The organism is Novosphingobium sp. MMS21-SN21R (assembly GCF_031846015.1).
GTDB lineage: Bacteria > Pseudomonadota > Alphaproteobacteria > Sphingomonadales > Sphingomonadaceae > Novosphingobium.
The window spans coordinates 3,222,347-3,237,854 of sequence record NZ_JAVRDU010000001.1; the positions used below are offsets into that span (position 1 = coordinate 3,222,347).

A 15,508-nucleotide genomic window follows, 5' to 3' on the forward strand; every position below is an offset into this window, starting at 1 on the left:
ATGATGGTGCAATATCTTGCACTTAAACAGCAGGCCGGAGACAGCCTGCTGTTCTACCGCATGGGCGACTTTTTCGAGCTGTTTTTCGACGATGCGAAGATCGCGGCGCAGGTGCTCGACATCGCGCTGACCAGCCGGGGCGAGCATGGCGGATTGCCGATCCCGATGTGCGGCGTGCCGGTTCATGCGGCAGAGGGCTACCTTGCCCGCCTGATCAAGGCCGGGTGCCGCGTAGCCATCGCCGAACAGGTCGAAACGCCCGAAGAAGCCAAGAAACGTGGCGGTTCCAAGGCATTGGTGGCACGCGACATCGTTCGTTTCGTCACCGCCGGTACGCTGACCGAGGAGGCACTGCTCGAACCGCGCCGGGCCAACATGCTGGCGGCGGTGTGCGAGGTGCGAGGGCTCATCGGCATCGCGGCCTGCGACATTTCGACGGGCCGGATGGAGCTGGAGGAATGCAGCGCCGACCAGATCGGCGCGGCGCTGGCAAGGCTTGGCGCGACCGAGATCGTCGCGCCCGAAAACTGGCCAGAGTCGTCAAGCACAGCCTCGTTCGGATACGTGCCGCGCCCGAATCGGTCCTTCTCCAGCGACGAGGGCGAGACGAGGCTGAAAGCCGTGCACGGCGTCACCACGCTTGACGGCTTCGGTCAGTTCTCCCGCGCCATGCTCTCGGCAGCAGGCGGGCTGATCACATACCTCGATCATGTCGGACGCGGCGCGCTGCCGTTGCTTCTGCCGCCGGTAGCGCGGGAGACTGGCGCGCATATGGCGATGGACGAGGCAACGCGCGCCAGCCTCGAAATCCTCACCAGCACCGGCGGAACGCGGCGCGGCAGTCTGGTCGAGGCGATCGACCGCTGCGTGACCGGGGCTGGTGCAAGGTTGCTGGCCGAGGACCTGTCCGCACCACTCACCGATTCGCGCGCCATCTACCGGCGGCTTGAACTGGTCAGCTGGCTGCACGACGATCCGCTGCTGCGCGGCGACGTGCGCGCGGTGCTGCGCTCTCTCCCCGATGTGGGCCGTGCGCTGGGCCGGATCGTGGCAGGACGCGGCAGCCCACGCGATCTTGGGCAGTTGCGCGATGGTCTGGCCGAAGCGCGGCGCCTGCACGACATCCTGCGCGCCCGCACCGACCGGCCAGCACCGCTCGATGACTTACTGCCATCGCTCGCAGGCCACGACGCGCTGGTCGACCTTTACGCCCGCGCGCTGGTGCCCGCACCGCCGACGGAGCGCTCGCAAGGCGGGTTCATCGCCGAAGGCTATGACGCCGGGCTCGACGAACTGCGCCGCATGTCGGGCAATGCGCGCCGCGCCATTGCCGCGCTGGAAGCGAAATACCGCGACGAGACGGGCGTTGCCGCGCTCAAGATCCGCCACAACGGCGTGCTCGGCTATTTCATCGAAGTGCCTGCCCGCCATGCCGACCGGATGATGGCCCCCGAATCGGGCTTCACCCACCGCCAGACCATGGCAGGCGCGGTGCGCTTCAATGCGCTGGCGCTGCACGAGGAAGCCAGCCGCATTGCCGAGAGCGGCGGCCATTCGCTCGCCGCCGAAGAAGCACACTTCGAGGAACTGGTGGGCGAAGCCGTCCGCGCCCGGGAAGCCATCGCGGCAACCGCCGCCGCGCTCGCCCGCATCGACGTCGCCGCAGGGCAGGCCGAACGCGCGGCCGAGGGCGGCTGGGCCTTGCCGCGCGTGGTGGATGAACCGTGCCTTGAAATCGTGGGCGGACGGCATCCGGTGGTCGAAGCTGCGCTGGCCGCCAAGGGCGAGCGCTTTGTGGCGAACGACTGCTACCTCAACACTCCAAAACCCGGCCGTGCTGAGCCTGCCGCAGCACAGGCGTCGGGCAACCGTGCTTCGACAGGCTCAGCACGAACGGGAGAGGGGGGGGCTGAGACGTCGCGCCTCTGGCTGATCGGCGGCCCCAACATGGGCGGTAAATCGACCTTCCTGCGCCAGAACGCGCTGATCGTGCTGCTGGCGCAAGCGGGCGGCTTCGTGCCCGCTCAGGCCGCGACGATCGGCATGGTCGACCGCCTGTTCAGCCGCGTGGGCGCGTCGGACAACCTTGCGCGCGGGCGGTCCACATTCATGGTCGAGATGGTCGAAACCGCTGCGATCCTTGCCCAGGCGACCGAGCGCAGCTTTGTCATTCTCGACGAAGTGGGACGCGGCACGTCTACTTATGACGGCCTCGCTCTGGCATGGGCGGTGGTCGAGGCGGTCCATTCGATCAACCGCAGTCGCTGCCTGTTTGCGACGCATTACCACGAACTCGCGCGGCTCGCCGAAAGCTGCGAGGCGCTGTCGCTCCACCACGTTCGCGCGCGCGAGTGGAAAGGCGATCTCGTCCTGCTGCACGAACTGGCCGAAGGACCGGCGGACAAATCCTATGGCCTTGCCGTGGCGCGGCTGGCAGGCGTGCCCGCACCGGTGGTCAAGCGCGCGAAATCGGTGCTCGAAAAGCTGGAGAAGGGCCGCGCGGCGACCGGAGGCCTCGCGGCTGGCCTTGACGACCTGCCCCTGTTTGCCGCCGCCATCGAGGCTGCCGAGGAAAAGGTCGACGCCTTGCGCGTGGCTCTCAACGATCTCGACATCGACGCGCTATCCCCGCGCGAAGCGCTGGACATACTCTATCAGCTTAAAGCGCAAGCGAACGGTTAGCCCTTACGCGGGTGATCCCCGGCGCGTTGCGGCAACAGCATGACCAGCGCAACAATTGCCACGCCCAGCACCAGCGACGCCAAGGGACGGCTGAACTCCAGGCCGCCACTGGCCACCGGCTTGTCGAGAAAATCACCGACCGTTGCGCCGAGCGGGCGGGTCAGGATGAAGATCGCCCAGAACAGCACGACGCGGCTGATCGAGGTTGCGAACCACAAGGCCGCCGCCAGCGCCAGCAATCCGCCGAACAGCAGCGCCGCGCCGCCATATCCCAACGCAGGATTGTCGGCGACCCAGTCACCCAGCGCGGTGCCGAGCGTCTGCGAGAACGTGATCGTCAGCCAGTAAAAGCCTTCGGCGCGCGGCGTGGTGATCACGTCCGCGTCGATCCTGCCTTCGCTCATGCGCCAGCTGGCCAGCGCCGCCAACACCAGGGCGAACAGCAGCAGTGATCCACCGGGATAGCCGATGCCGAGGGAACGCGTGGCGAAATCCGCCAGCGTCGTGCCCGCCGTGGTCGAGGCGATGATCGTTGCCCAATAGAGCGCGGGGTGGAACTTGCGCGCCTTGATCTGCGCCCAGACCAACACGATCAGCACGCCGCCGAACAGCGCGGTGCCGACGAGATAGCCCAAGTCCATCGTCATGCTGACGGTATCGCCCGCCGTCTCGCCCAGCGTGGTGGCAAGGATCTTGATGATCCAGAAGCCCAACGTCAGCGCCGGAACCTTGCTCAAGGTATCCTTCATATCGTCAGTCATGGTCGCTCCGGAGCTTATAGCGACAGGAACAGCCCCGCCAATGCCGCGCTCATCAGGTTGCTTAGCGCGCCTGCGACCAGCGCGCGAATGCCAAGTTTGGCGATCACCGGGCGCTGGTTCGGGGCAAGGCCGCCGGTCACTGCCATCTGAATGGCGATCGAGCTGAAATTGGCAAAACCGCACAGCGCGAAGGTGACGATGGCGACGGTGTGGGCGGAAAGCGCGGTGTCCTTGCCCAGTTCGATGAAGGCGACGAATTCGTTAAGGACGATCTTGCTGCCGAACAGGCCGCCCGCCTGCATCGCTTCGGCCCAACCGTCCGCTCCCAACAGCAGGAACACCGGGGCAAAGATGTAGCCTAGAATCATCTGGAAAGAGAGGTCCGGCATGCCGAACCAGCCGCCGAGCCAGCCGAGTATGCCGTTGGCCAGCGCCACCAGCGCGACGAAGGCCAGCACCATCGCGCCCACTGCCACCGCCAGCTTCACGCCGGTCTGCGCGCCCTGGCTTGCGGCCATGATGATGTTGGCGGGGCGCTCTTCCTCGTCGGAGGCAAGGCTGGGCTTTACATGGGGGTTGGGCAAGGCTTCATCAGCAACTTCCGCCGGACAGGGCGGCTCGTCGGGCATGATCAGCTTGGCCATGAGAATGCCGCCGGGCGCCGACATGAACGCGGCGGCCACCAGATAATCTATGCGAATACCCATGCTGGCATAGGCGGCAAGGATCGTGCCCGCCACGCCCGCCATGCCCACGGTCATCACGCAGAACAACTGAGAGGGACCTAGCGCGGCGAGATAGGGCCGGATCACCAGCGGCGATTCGCTTTGCCCGACGAAGATGTTGCTGGCGGCGCAGAGCGATTCGACCTTGCTGATGCCTGTAACCTTTTCCAGCCCACCGCCGATCCAGCGGATCACCAGTTGCATCACGCCGAGGTAATAGAGGATCGAGATCAGCGCGGCGAAGAACACGATCACCGGAAGGGCCGATATGGCAAAGCTGGTGCCGCCGATGGCAGGATCAGCCAGCGGCCCGAACAGGAACGCAACGCCAGCGCGAGCAAAGCCGAGCAGGCCTTCGACGCCTGTGGCCGCGCCCTGCAGCATGCGGTTGCCGAGCGGGACATAGAGCACCAGCGCGGCGAGTCCTGCCTGAAGCGCAAAGGCAGCGGCGACCACGCGCAGCCGGATCGCACGGCGATTGGACGACAGGGCAAAGGCGATTGCAAGGATGAGCAGCATCCCGAGCAGACTGAACACTACACGCATCGGGCGGGGCAAGGCTCCAGAAAAACAAATGGGGATCAGGAAATGGTTTCAAGCGAACCTAATAGCGAATTGGCGGCGGGTTAAAAGCGCGCTATCGGCCCGTGATGCCCGATAACGCGATCCCGCAGCCCACAATCCCCCGTTCTCTGTTCGCTTGTGCGCTGCTTTACGGCGGTTTGTGCGTGCTGGCAGGCGTGCTCGGCACCAAGCTGGCATCGCTCGGGCACTGGCCACTGCTGGGCGATCTGGCGGTCGAATCGGGGATCTTCGCTTTCCTGCTGCTGGTGGTCATGGCCAGCGCCACCGCCGAACTGTTCGGGCAGGAAACGGCCAACCGGCTGGTCCGCTTTGGCTTCGTGCCTCTGATCGTCTCGATGATCCTGCTGACGACCGTCATCCACGCGGTTCCGCCCGCGCCGTTCTGGACCGACCAGGATGCCTTTGCCCGTTTGCTCGGCCAAGGCGCGCGGATGCAGTTTGCGGGGCTGATTTCCTACGGCACCTCGCAGACGCTCAACGTCTATCTGTTTTCGCGGATTGCGGGCGGGCGCGGACGGCTGCTTATGCTGCGGGCGTGGCTGGCCTCGATGCTCAGCCAGGTGGTCGATACCGTGCTGTTCATCACTATCTCGTTCTACGGGCAGGATCTGCCGATCGTTTCGATCATGGAAGGGCAGATCATTTCCAAGCTGGTCCTGTCCACGATCATGGTGCCACCACTGATCTGGGTGTTTGTGCGCTTGGGCCAGTGGCTCGACCGCACGGCATGACCTGCCGAGCGGGCGCGATCCTCAATATTGGATTCCGCACGCTTTGCGCGTAAGGGCGCGCATCATGTCTCAGAACCACGATCCCGCTATGCTCGCCAAGGCCGAAACGCTTACCGAAGCGCTGCCCTATCTTCAGCGCTATGCCGGCAAGACCTTCGTGGTCAAATATGGCGGCCACGCCATGGGCGATCCCGAACTGGCGCACGATTTTGCGCAGGACGTGGTGTTGCTGAAAGCCGTGGGCATCAACCCCGTGGTCGTTCACGGCGGCGGGCCGCAGATCGGGCGGATGCTGAAAGCGCTCGGCATCGAATCGCAGTTTGTCGATGGCCTTCGCGTCACCGACAAGCAGACCGCCGAGGTTGCCGAAATGGTGCTGGCCGGCGCGATCAACAAGGAACTGGTCGGCTGGATCGCGCGTGCGGGCGGCAAGGCCATCGGCATTTCCGGCAAGGACGGCGGCATGGTGCTGGCGCGCAAGGTCCAGTCGAAGAAGGCCCCCAAGGCGATTGCGGACGAGAGCGGCGAACAATTGGTGGTGGACCTCGGCTTCGTGGGTGAGCCTGAACACATCGACACCACCGTGATCGACACGATCTGCGCCGCCGGCATGATCCCGGTGATCGCGCCGATCGGCGTGGGCGCGGACGGCGAGACCTACAACATCAATGCCGACACCATGGCCGGCTGCATCGCTGCTGCCATGGGGGCATCGCGGCTGTTCCTGCTGACCGACGTGCCGGGCGTGCTCGACAAGGACAAGAACCTGCTGACCGACCTTCGCCCTGCCGATATCCGGCGGCTGGCCGAGGACGGCACGATCAGCGGCGGCATGATTCCCAAGCTCGAAACCTGCGTCCACGCGGTCGAGGCCGGGTGCGAGGCGACCGTCGTGCTCGATGGCCGCGTGCCGCACGCCATGCTGCTGGAAATCTTCACGGCGCAAGGCGCGGGCACACTGATCCGGGCTTGAAGCGGTCGGGCGCCTGACAATCGGGTGAACGACGGGAACGGAACCGCGCGCCGCTCGCTGGTGCGGCATGGTCCGCTCCTGTCTTGTCGCCGCGCTGGCATCCGCGCTCGTCTTCCATCTCGGCGGCTGCCAGAAGGGGCCTGCGTCCCCCGCGCCTGAACCGGTCGCCAGCGAGACTGTGGCGGTGGCCCCCACGCCCACGCCGGCCGCGCAGCCGCCTCTCGCCCCTACCGGTCCCGGCAAGCCGTCCTACGCCCGCAACCCCATCGAAGCACTCGACGCTTTCGCAGCCACCATTGAAGCGCGCGACTGGAAAGCGCTGCGCGGGTTCTGGGGCGACAAGGGCGAGCGCAGCGGGATGAGCGAAGAGGCCTTCGCCGCGAAGTGGAGCACGCTGCTCGCTCCCGAAGTTTCGGTCGGCACCGGGACGCAGGAAGGCGCGGCAGGCTCACTCTACTACACCGCGCCCGTCACCATCGTCGACGGCAAGCGGACGCTACGCGGCGAAGTGACCATCCGCCGCGTCAACGATGTCGACGGTGCAAGTACCGAACAGCTGCGCTGGCACGTTGAATCGACCACGCTGGCGATCTGACCGGCCCTTGCCAATTTCGTAAGTAACACATACAGAACTTGCCGTCGCACCTATGGTTGCGGCGATTGGGGCACTTGTGGCCTTGGGAGAGGGTCGGCTAGGAGCGTAAAGGCTCTCGCTGACAAGGAACGCGCACCATGCTGCTGTACACGCTGATCTCGATGATCAATTACCTCGTCAACATCATCGTGATCGTGGTGATCGTCCAGTTCGTGCTCAGCCTGCTGATCGCCTTCAACGTCGTGAACATGCAGAACAATGCAGTCGCGGCGATCTGGAAGGCGCTCAACGCCATTCTCGAACCGCTTCTGCGCCCCATCCGCAAGATCATGCCCGATACCGGCGCGATCGATTTTTCGCCGATGGTGCTGATCATTGGCCTCAATCTGCTGACGATCCTGCTGAGCGGCATTGCCGCCTCGACGGCGGGCGTCTGACACCAGACCGGGACGGGACGAATTTCCATGACTGCTGCCGTGATCGACGGAAAGGCCTTTGCCGCCACCCTGCGCGCGCGCGTGGGCGAACTTGCTGCTGCGTTCGAGGCCAAGGCCGGGCGCAAGGCGGGCCTCGCCGTCGTGCTGGTGGGCGAAGACCCCGCGAGTCAGGTTTACGTGCGCTCCAAAGGGAAAAGCACGCTCGAAGCGGGCATGAACAGCTTCGAACACAAGCTGCCCGCCGATACGTCGGAAGCCGATCTGCTTGCGGTGGTCGAACAGCTCAATGCCGATCCGTCGGTGGACGGCATTCTCGTCCAGTTGCCCCTGCCCGCCCAGATGGACGAGCAGAAGGTGATCGCCACGATTGCGCCCGACAAGGACGTCGACGGCTTCCACGTCATCAACGCAGGCCGCCTTGCGGTGGGCCAGCCGGGCTTCGTGCCCTGCACCCCGCTGGGCTGCCTGATGCTGCTCAAGGACCGGCTTGGCAGCCTGTCGGGCCTTGATGCAGTGGTGATCGGCCGTTCGAACATCGTCGGCAAGCCTATGGCGCAACTGCTGATCGCGGAAAGCTGCACGGTCACTGTCGCGCACAGCCGCACGAAGAATCTGGCCGAGGTGGTGAAGCGCGCCGACATCGTCGTTGCCGCCGTCGGTCGCCCGGAAATGGTCAAGGGTGACTGGATCAAGCCCGGCGCAACCGTGATCGACGTCGGCATCAACCGCGTGGCAGGTGCTGCCGAGGGCAAGACGAAGCTGGTCGGCGACGTCGATTATGCCTCAGTCGCTGAAGTGGCCGGAGCAATCACGCCTGTGCCCGGCGGCGTGGGTCCGATGACCATCGCTGTACTGCTTCGCAACGCGCTGGTCGCCGCTTATCGCAGCGCCGGACTGGAGCTTGCCGCCGACGCGGTGTGATGCGCCGTGCGGGGGTGGGCACGGCACGCCGCTTCGTCTAGGCTTGCCGCCATGAAGCGCCTGATCCCTCTCGCATTCCTTGCCCTTTCGGCGCCAGCCCTCGCCCAGCCTGTGCCGGATGCAGGGCAGCGCCCGCAGCGCGCCTATGCCAATCCCAGCGCACTGATCGCAGCCGACATCGCCTTTGCCCGCCTCGCCCGCGAGAAGGGCCAGTGGACCGCGTTTCGCGAGACCGCCGACGATGCCGCAGAGATGTTCGAAGGCAAGCGCGTGCTGGCCAAGGCCGCGCTGAAGGACCGGGCCGACCCACCCGCTCCGGTCAGATGGGCGCCCCAATCCGCCTGGATCAGTTGCGACGGCACTGCCGGACTGACCTTCGGCGCATGGCAGGGCGCTGCTGTAGGAACCGGGGAATACGTCACCGTCTGGCAGCGGCAGTTCAAGGGCAAGACCGACTGGAAATGGGTGCTGGACGACGGTCAGGACCTGTCCCAGCCCTTGCGCGCCGTGGACTGGGCCGAAGGCAAGGTCGCCGATTGCCCGGCGCGCAAACGTCCGGACGAAGGCACGGCGCCCCAGCCTGGCAGCAAGCGCGAGCGCAAGGAAGTGAGCAAGTTGCCGCCGCTGCGCGTCCTCGCCGGGCCAATTCCATCCGCAAGCGCCCCCGCCGGGTCCGACAGCAAGGATAGCCAGTCGCGCGACGGTACATTTGCTTGGCGGTCGGTGGTCATGCCCGATGGCAGCCGCCGCTTCACCGCATGGATCTGGAAAGACGGCCAGATGCAGGAAGCCATCACCCGCACTTTCAAAGCGAATGGAGCCTGACCGCGATGTGGCAACTGTTCCTCTCCGCCTTCGTCACGCTGTTCGTGGTGATCGATCCGCCGGGTTGCGCGCCGATCTATGCAGGCCTCACTGCCAACGCCACAACCAAACAGGCGTTCTCGATGGCCCTTCGCGCCTGCCTGATCGCCACCGGCATCCTGCTGGTCTTCGCGCTGTTCGGCGAGGACCTGCTGGGCGCGCTGCATATCGAACTCGACAGCTTCCGCATTGCGGGCGGCATCATGCTGTTCCTGATCGCGCTCGACATGGTGTTCGAGAAGCGCACCGAACGGCGTGAGGAGCGCGCGGAGAAGGTCCGCACCGCCCAGCCGCAGGTCGAGGACGTCGCGGTCTTTCCAATGGCCATGCCGATGCTGGCAGGCCCCGGCTCGATCGCCTCGGTGATGCTGTTGACCGCTCGCGCCAATGGAACCAGCGAAACGCTGGTGATCCTCGGCGCGCTCGCCGTGGTCATGGCGCTGAGCTTCGTCGCCCTGATCGCTGCCCGCCCGCTGATCCGCGCGCTCGGCTCGCAGGTTGAAGCCGTGATCACGCGCCTGCTTGGCGTTCTTCTGGCCGCGCTTGCCGCGCAGTTCGTGATCGACGGGATTCAGGCTCAGTTCTGATCGAGCGCGACGACGATCACCGATTTCGCCGGAATGTCGAGCACCAGCGCCCCGCCCGACAGCTTTGCGCCATCGAAGCGTACCGGGCGCACCGGCTCGGGCTGGCCCGGCACATTATGCGCATCGGTCTTCGCCGCCGTCAGCACCTGTCCGCTGACCTTGCGCGCGCGCAAGTCGCCGAGGTTCAGCGACAGCCGGTAGCCGCGGTCGGCATCGGCATTGGCCACGGCCACATGCACGCGCCCGTCCTTGCCCCGCGCCGCGCTCGCCGTGAACGCGGGAAAGCTGTTTGCGCCCGACTTCAGCAGCGGTGCGGCAACCTCAAGCGGCAGCGCGGTGGCGTCCTGGAACGGCGTGTACATCGCGAAGACGTGATAGGTGGGTGTCAGCGCCATCTTCGCGCCATCGGTCAGGATCATCGCCTGGAGCACATTCACGGCCTGCGCGATATTGGCCATCTTCACGCGATCTGCATGGGCATGGAAGATGTTGAGCGTCATCGCCGCCACCAGAGCGTCACGCAGGGTGTTCTGCTGGTACAGATAGCCGGGTTCAGTCCCCGGTTCGGGCGCATACCACGTGCCCCATTCATCGACATAAAGCCCGATGCGCTTTTGCGGGTCGTGCTTGTCCATGACCGCTTCGTGCATACGCAAGATGCTGTCCATCCGCGAGGCCTGATAGAGAATGTGGTTCCAGTGATCCGCCGGGAAGCCGGTGGCGGCGGCCTTGTCACGGTTCTCCCATTTGCCATCGAACACCGTGTAATAATGCAGCGAAATCGCATCCATCATTGGCCCGGCGCTTTTCAGCACGGAGTCCATCCACGCCGTATCGTCGTTGTTCGGGCCTGACGCCACGCGCAGTGCCGCATTGTCGTTGTGCATGTGGAAGGTCGAGCCGTTGCGGTGCATGAACGTGGCGAAGCGGCGATATTCGTTGGCGAAGTATTCCGGCGTCTGCGCCCCGCCGCAGCCCCACGCCTCGTTGCCGATGCCGACGAAGCCCAGCTTCCACGGCTCCTGTCGGCCATTGGCGCGGCGCTCATCGGCTATGGAATCCTTCGAGCTCGAGGTGATGTAGTCCATCCATTCGCGCATTTCGGATGGCGTGGACGTCGCCATGTTGATCGCCACATAGGAATCGGCGCCGATCTGATCGACGAAATCGAAATATTCGTGCGTGCCGAAAGCGTTGCTTTCCAGCCCGCCCCACCAGTCGTTCTTGCGCACCGGTCGCTTGGCGGCAGGGCCGATTCCGTCACGCCAGTGGTAGATGTCGGCAAAGCACCCGCCCGGCCAACGGACCACCGGCACCTTGATCGCCTTCAAAGCGACGGCCACATCGCTGCGGATGCCGCGCACGTTGGGGATCTTGCTGTCCGGGCCAACCCAGATCCCGTCATAGATGTCGCCGCCGAGATGCTCCGCAAACTGGCCCTGGAGATAACGCGAAAGCACGGGCCCCGTCTGGTCGGGATGGAGCACACCGCTGATCGTATCCGTCTCGGCCTTGGCAGGTGCACCGCTGCCCATCACCACAGCAATCGCCCCCAGCGCCGCCGTCAGCCACTTGCCCGCCATCGTTCACTCCACCGCATGCCTTTCCGCAAACTGCGCAGTGAAAGACAGCGGTGTCAACCGAGACAGAACACGAGTGCGCGCTATTGCAGCGTTACCCGACCGCCGTCGTCGTTGTCGCGCTTGCCGAAGAACTGCATGAGTTGCACCAGCAGGTCGCATCGCGCCACCAAGCCATCAGCCTCTAGCAGCGCCTGCTTGGCCGCCGCATCGAACGGCGCGATCTGCGAAACGCCGTTGATCAGCGACATGTCATCGAGCCGCTCGACCGCATCCCAATCGACCGCATAGCCTTGCGCGTCGGCAAATTTGCGCGATTCCCGCTCGAACGATGCCCGCTCCACCGCGCTCAGCGCTTCGTTCAGATCATCGTCCAGCAGTTCCGCCTCGACCTGCCGGAACGGCGTCGTCACTTCCAGCTCGCGGATCAGGCGAAAACGGGAAATGCCTTCGAGCACGACGTTGTAGCGCCCGTCGTCGAGCGCTTCGACATCGGCGATCTTGCCGACGCAGCCAACGCTGAACAGCGGCGCGCCTTCGACCGGCGATTGCGGCTGGATCATCGCAATGCGGCGGTCCCGCGCCAGCGAATCGCTGACCAGCGCACGGTAGCGCGGCTCGAAGAAGTGCAGCGGCAGTTGCAGGCCGGGATAGAGGATAGCCCCGGTCAGCGGGAAGATCGAAAGCCGCGTCCTGCTCACATCAGCGGCCATGGGCCTACCCGAACAGCACGGTGGAAAGCTTGCGCCGCGTCGCCGCAACCCAAGAGTCCTCAAGGCCGGTCGCCTCGAAAATCTGAAGCAGCCGCGCCCGGGCGGCGCCATCGTTCCACGCGCGGTCCGCTGCAACCATCGCCAGCAGCTTTGCCGCCGCTTCATCGCGCTCACCGCTCGCATAGAGCGCGTTGGCGAAGGCGAGCTGCGCTTCCATGTCTGCCGGACGTTCCGCGGCTGCCGCCCGCAGCGCAGCCAGTTCGCTTTCCTCGGGCGCGTCCTCGGCCAAGGCCAGTGCAGAGCGGGCCTGAGCAATTGCCGGATCTGCCGCAATGGCGGGATCGAGCGCGTCGATCACCGCCTGCGCTTCGTCACGCTGGCCCGCAAGGATCAGCGCGCGCACCAGCCCGGCGTGAGCCTGGGCGTTATCGGGCGCGATCTCGATGATTTGTGCGAAGATGCTCGCCGCGCGCTCGCCATCACTCTCGGCCAAAATCTCTTCGGCCATGGCCAGCAGCGGCGCAACGTCCTGCACCGGCTCTCCCGCCTGCACGGGAAGCTTGGCGAGCAACTGGTCGATGGACTGGCGCAGCTGCGTTTCGGTGCGCGCAGGCGTCAGGTCCGCGACCGGTTGACCCTGGAACATCGCATAGACCGTGGGGATCGAACGCACCTGGAATTGCGCCGCAATGAACTGTTCCTCATCCACGTTGATCTTGGCCAGGACCACGCCCTTGTCGGCATATTCGGCTGCGACCTTTTCCAGCACCGGCGTCAGCGCCTTGCACGGCCCGCACCATTCCGCCCAGAAGTCGAGAATGACCAGTTGCGTCATCGACGGTTCGACCACGTCCTTGCGGAAGCGATCCACCGCTTTCTGTTCGTCGAGGTTAAGCCCCATGCTGGCCAAGTTGCGTCTCCGGTACGTGCTTCAAGGGTTTTGCGTATGCTGCACCATGTGGGAACGCCGCGCCGTTCGGCAAGAGGAAACGGGCTTTTGCCCATAGACTTGTGCAGATGTGCATTTTTGCTGTTGCGCTAATCCCGAGTCATGGTTAGAGGCCCCCACACCCCAGCCGGACGGGCACTTTTCCCACCGGCCAGAAACGCACGAGCGGGCGTAGCTCAGGGGTAGAGCACAACCTTGCCAAGGTTGGGGTCGAGGGTTCGAATCCCTTCGCCCGCTCCAGTTTTCCCCAAGAAAACTAATTAATTGCACCTCGCGTAGCTCGCGAGGCCTTGGTGACAAAGCTCCAATCGCTCGCCGTTGTCACCACATTGTCACCAATTCAAATCCAACTCAGGGCTAGTCAGGCGTTCTCCCAAGTTCAGCTTAGACTGATCGTATCGATCGCCGATCTCAAGCCTGTCGGCCCGAGCGAGCTACTTTGGCATAGGCACCGGTAGGCGGATCGCTCGCTCCGCCGCAGAACCACTCGCTCGCAATAGCCGCTGATCCCTGGGCTCGAAGCCTGTCCTCCTTCAATCAACCCGTAAACCCAAGTCTTTCCGCCATTGCTAGAGCTTGTTGAACAATCTCAGGATCAATCACGTCAAACTGAAGCACGGACGTCTGGGTTTGCGGCGACTCAAGAATGCCGATTTTGGCAGAGCAAAGGCTGAAGCCGCCAAGCAGATTTTGGGACCGCGTCGAGCTGCCACAAATGACCGCAGGTGGGTGGGAAGCTGCATGGCGGCTTTGAAGCGGACATATTGAAAATCTGCTTTGATTGCGCAGGAAGGATGAAGTCACGCAATAGCCACCTGAGCAGTGGTTATCGGCTGAGCCAGGTCCATTTAACACAATTCTAATTATCAATTTATCCCACAAGTTGACGAATACACACAATTGTGGGATAAACAGCGCGTGACCGCCTTCCGCCCTTTCAGCGACGAGCAAGCCCGTCTGCTTGTCAACCTTCGCCAGCGCTACGAAAGCTGGATCGAAGTCGAACGTGCGCGGCGAGAGCTTCCTTACGACCTGCGGCGCAAGACCATCAACGGTCAGGACTACCTTTACCGCATCACCGACCGCAGCGGCAACGGCAAGAGCCTTGGCCCATGGAGCGCCGAGCGCGATGCTGAGTTTACGGGCTATCACGCCCGCAAGACCGAACTGAAGGACCGCGCCGCCAGCCTGCGCGCGGTTCTTGCGGAAAGCGCCGCGCTGTACCGGGCCTTGCGCCTGCCGCTGCTGTCGAGTGACGCGGGGCCGATCCTCAGGGAATGCGATCGCCGTCAGTTATTGGGCTCGCACCTGCTGGTCGTCGGCACCAATGCAATTGCTGCCTACATGATCGAAGCGGGTGGGTTCGTCCTGCTGCCCGACGAGACTGAGGATTTCGACCTGGCCTGGGTCGCGGCCGACGACAAGAGCTCAGGGAGCACGGTTTGGGACATGCTCAAGGCGGTCGATCCGACGTTCACCGTCAACAGCGAGCGCGACTTCCAGGCGCGCAACGCCAAGGCCTACGAGGTCGAACTCCTGGTTGCGCCCTCACGGGCCCATTCGCTGGGAACCAGCGACCAGCCCCGCCCCATGGCTTTGCCTGAGCAGGAATGGCTCCTGTTCGGCCGGCCCGTTGACCAGGTCATCGGATGCCGTGACGGCTCGCCTGCGCGCATCGTCGCACCAGATCCCCGCTGGTTCGCGCTCCACAAGCTGTGGATGTCAGACCAAGCCAAACGCAATCCGCTCAAGCGCCCCAAGGATCGCAAGCAGGGACTCGCCCTGCTCGATCTGGTCGTGACTGCCATGCCCCATTACCCGATGGGCGCATCGTTTGCGGCGGAACTTCCGGTTGAGCTTCGCCTGCACTTTGATGAGTGGCACACCGAATTCGGCGCGCGACCTTCGTCAGATTGGTAACCACTCCAGCGACGAGCCTGCGATTTCTGACGGTCATCGCCAACAGCTTTCATGTCGTCGCCAAACGCCTCGACACCAAAGAAGATTCCATGGCGAACCGGTTGCAGGAGAAGCTGCGCGAACATGATCCGAGCGAGGTCTACGCGACCGACCGGAGCTGACGCTGGAGCATGTCGCCGAGGAATTCGTCTCGTTGCAATCGCGTCACTGGAAGCCGCGAACGCACAAGCGCAATCTCCACGCCATAAAGCGCCAGATCCAACCCGTGCGCGGCTCCTTGCCTGTCAAGGACATCGCTCGGTCTGACATAGCGCGCTGGCGCGACGGACTGGCGGCCAGGCCAGGGCTGTTCAATTGCGCCCTCCCCGTCCTTTCAAGCATGTGCAAGCTCGCCGAGACGCTGAAGCTGCGGCCCAAAAATTCGAACCCTTGTCGCAATGTCAAATAGAACCGCTGACTACGCGCCTGTTTGCGGCGTTTTTTGA

Annotated in this window: 16 protein-coding genes and 1 tRNA gene; 12 read left to right on the top strand and 5 right to left on the bottom strand. The window is 64.3% G+C overall.

Going from position 1 to position 15,508, the window contains the following annotated elements; genetic code table 11:
- Nucleotides 1-2,682 carry a DNA mismatch repair protein MutS gene (mutS, locus tag RM192_RS15705; protein ID WP_311508653.1) on the top strand — a complete coding sequence of 894 codons (2,682 nt, stop codon included), beginning with the start codon at nucleotides 1-3 and terminating at the stop codon, nucleotides 2,680-2,682.
- Here the strand turns inward: mutS and RM192_RS15710 are convergent.
- Both RM192_RS15710 and RM192_RS15715 read right to left on the bottom strand, forming a co-directional pair.
- Nucleotides 2,679-3,443, bottom strand: a complete 765-nt coding sequence (locus RM192_RS15710) for a hypothetical protein (RefSeq protein ID WP_311508495.1) — start codon at nucleotides 3,441-3,443, stop codon at nucleotides 2,679-2,681. The genes mutS and RM192_RS15710 overlap by 4 nt on opposite strands.
- Nucleotides 3,444-3,457: 14 nt before the next feature.
- Nucleotides 3,458-4,714, bottom strand: coding sequence for a NupC/NupG family nucleoside CNT transporter (locus RM192_RS15715; protein ID WP_311508496.1), 1,257 nt, complete (start codon nucleotides 4,712-4,714; stop codon nucleotides 3,458-3,460).
- 104 nt (nucleotides 4,715-4,818) lie between these two features.
- On the opposite strand from RM192_RS15715, the gene RM192_RS15720 reads away from it, so the two are divergent.
- The 7 genes from RM192_RS15720 (at nucleotide 4,819) to RM192_RS15750 (ending at nucleotide 9,861) form a co-directional block, all read left to right on the top strand.
- Nucleotides 4,819-5,484, top strand: coding sequence for a queuosine precursor transporter (locus RM192_RS15720; protein ID WP_311508497.1), 666 nt, complete (start codon nucleotides 4,819-4,821; stop codon nucleotides 5,482-5,484).
- Between the two features lie 64 nt (nucleotides 5,485-5,548).
- Nucleotides 5,549-6,457, top strand: coding sequence for an acetylglutamate kinase (argB, locus tag RM192_RS15725; RefSeq protein ID WP_311508498.1), 909 nt, complete (start codon nucleotides 5,549-5,551; stop codon nucleotides 6,455-6,457).
- A 67-nt stretch (nucleotides 6,458-6,524) separates the two neighbouring features.
- Entirely contained in the window at nucleotides 6,525-7,052 is a 528-nt protein-coding gene (locus RM192_RS15730) for a hypothetical protein (protein WP_311508499.1), read from the top strand.
- Nucleotides 7,053-7,189: 137 nt separating this feature from the next.
- Entirely contained in the window at nucleotides 7,190-7,489 is a 300-nt protein-coding gene (locus RM192_RS15735) for a YggT family protein (RefSeq protein ID WP_311508500.1), read from the top strand.
- Nucleotides 7,490-7,516: 27 nt separating this feature from the next.
- Nucleotides 7,517-8,410: a bifunctional methylenetetrahydrofolate dehydrogenase/methenyltetrahydrofolate cyclohydrolase FolD gene (gene folD / locus RM192_RS15740; protein ID WP_311508501.1), complete on the top strand. Its 894-nt coding sequence runs from the start codon at nucleotides 7,517-7,519 to the stop codon at nucleotides 8,408-8,410.
- A gap of 51 nt (nucleotides 8,411-8,461) precedes the next feature.
- A complete protein-coding gene (locus tag RM192_RS15745; RefSeq protein WP_311508502.1) occupies nucleotides 8,462-9,235 on the top strand; it encodes a hypothetical protein in 774 nt (257 codons plus the stop codon).
- 5 nt (nucleotides 9,236-9,240) lie between these two features.
- Entirely contained in the window at nucleotides 9,241-9,861 is a 621-nt protein-coding gene (locus tag RM192_RS15750) for a MarC family protein (RefSeq protein ID WP_311508654.1), read from the top strand.
- Here the strand turns inward: RM192_RS15750 and RM192_RS15755 are convergent.
- The 3 genes from RM192_RS15755 to RM192_RS15765 all read right to left on the bottom strand — a co-directional run bounded on the left by RM192_RS15755 (nucleotide 9,852) and on the right by RM192_RS15765 (nucleotide 13,055).
- Entirely contained in the window at nucleotides 9,852-11,444 is a 1,593-nt protein-coding gene (locus tag RM192_RS15755; protein WP_311508503.1) for an alpha-L-arabinofuranosidase C-terminal domain-containing protein, read from the bottom strand. The genes RM192_RS15750 and RM192_RS15755 overlap by 10 nt on opposite strands.
- Before the next feature lie 80 nt (nucleotides 11,445-11,524).
- Nucleotides 11,525-12,154 carry an LON peptidase substrate-binding domain-containing protein gene (locus RM192_RS15760; protein WP_311508504.1) on the bottom strand — a complete coding sequence of 210 codons (630 nt, stop codon included), beginning with the start codon at nucleotides 12,152-12,154 and terminating at the stop codon, nucleotides 11,525-11,527.
- Between the two features lie 4 nt (nucleotides 12,155-12,158).
- A complete protein-coding gene (locus tag RM192_RS15765) occupies nucleotides 12,159-13,055 on the bottom strand; it encodes a tetratricopeptide repeat protein (protein WP_311508505.1) in 897 nt (298 codons plus the stop codon).
- A 213-nt stretch (nucleotides 13,056-13,268) separates the two neighbouring features.
- On the opposite strand from RM192_RS15765, the gene RM192_RS15770 reads away from it, so the two are divergent.
- The 4 genes from RM192_RS15770 to RM192_RS20075 all read left to right on the top strand — a co-directional run bounded on the left by RM192_RS15770 (nucleotide 13,269) and on the right by RM192_RS20075 (nucleotide 15,471).
- Nucleotides 13,269-13,343 (top strand) — tRNA-Gly (locus RM192_RS15770).
- Between the two features lie 678 nt (nucleotides 13,344-14,021).
- A complete protein-coding gene (locus RM192_RS15775) occupies nucleotides 14,022-15,023 on the top strand; it encodes a GSU2403 family nucleotidyltransferase fold protein (RefSeq protein ID WP_311508506.1) in 1,002 nt (333 codons plus the stop codon).
- Entirely contained in the window at nucleotides 15,017-15,184 is a 168-nt protein-coding gene (locus RM192_RS15780; protein WP_311508657.1) for a hypothetical protein, read from the top strand. The genes RM192_RS15775 and RM192_RS15780 overlap by 7 nt, the downstream gene beginning before the upstream one ends.
- A 2-nt stretch (nucleotides 15,185-15,186) precedes the next feature.
- Nucleotides 15,187-15,471 (top strand): phage integrase central domain-containing protein, encoded by a 285-nt coding sequence (locus RM192_RS20075; RefSeq protein ID WP_409233836.1) that lies wholly within the window; start codon nucleotides 15,187-15,189, stop codon nucleotides 15,469-15,471.
- The last annotated feature ends 37 nt before the right edge of the window (nucleotides 15,472-15,508 follow it).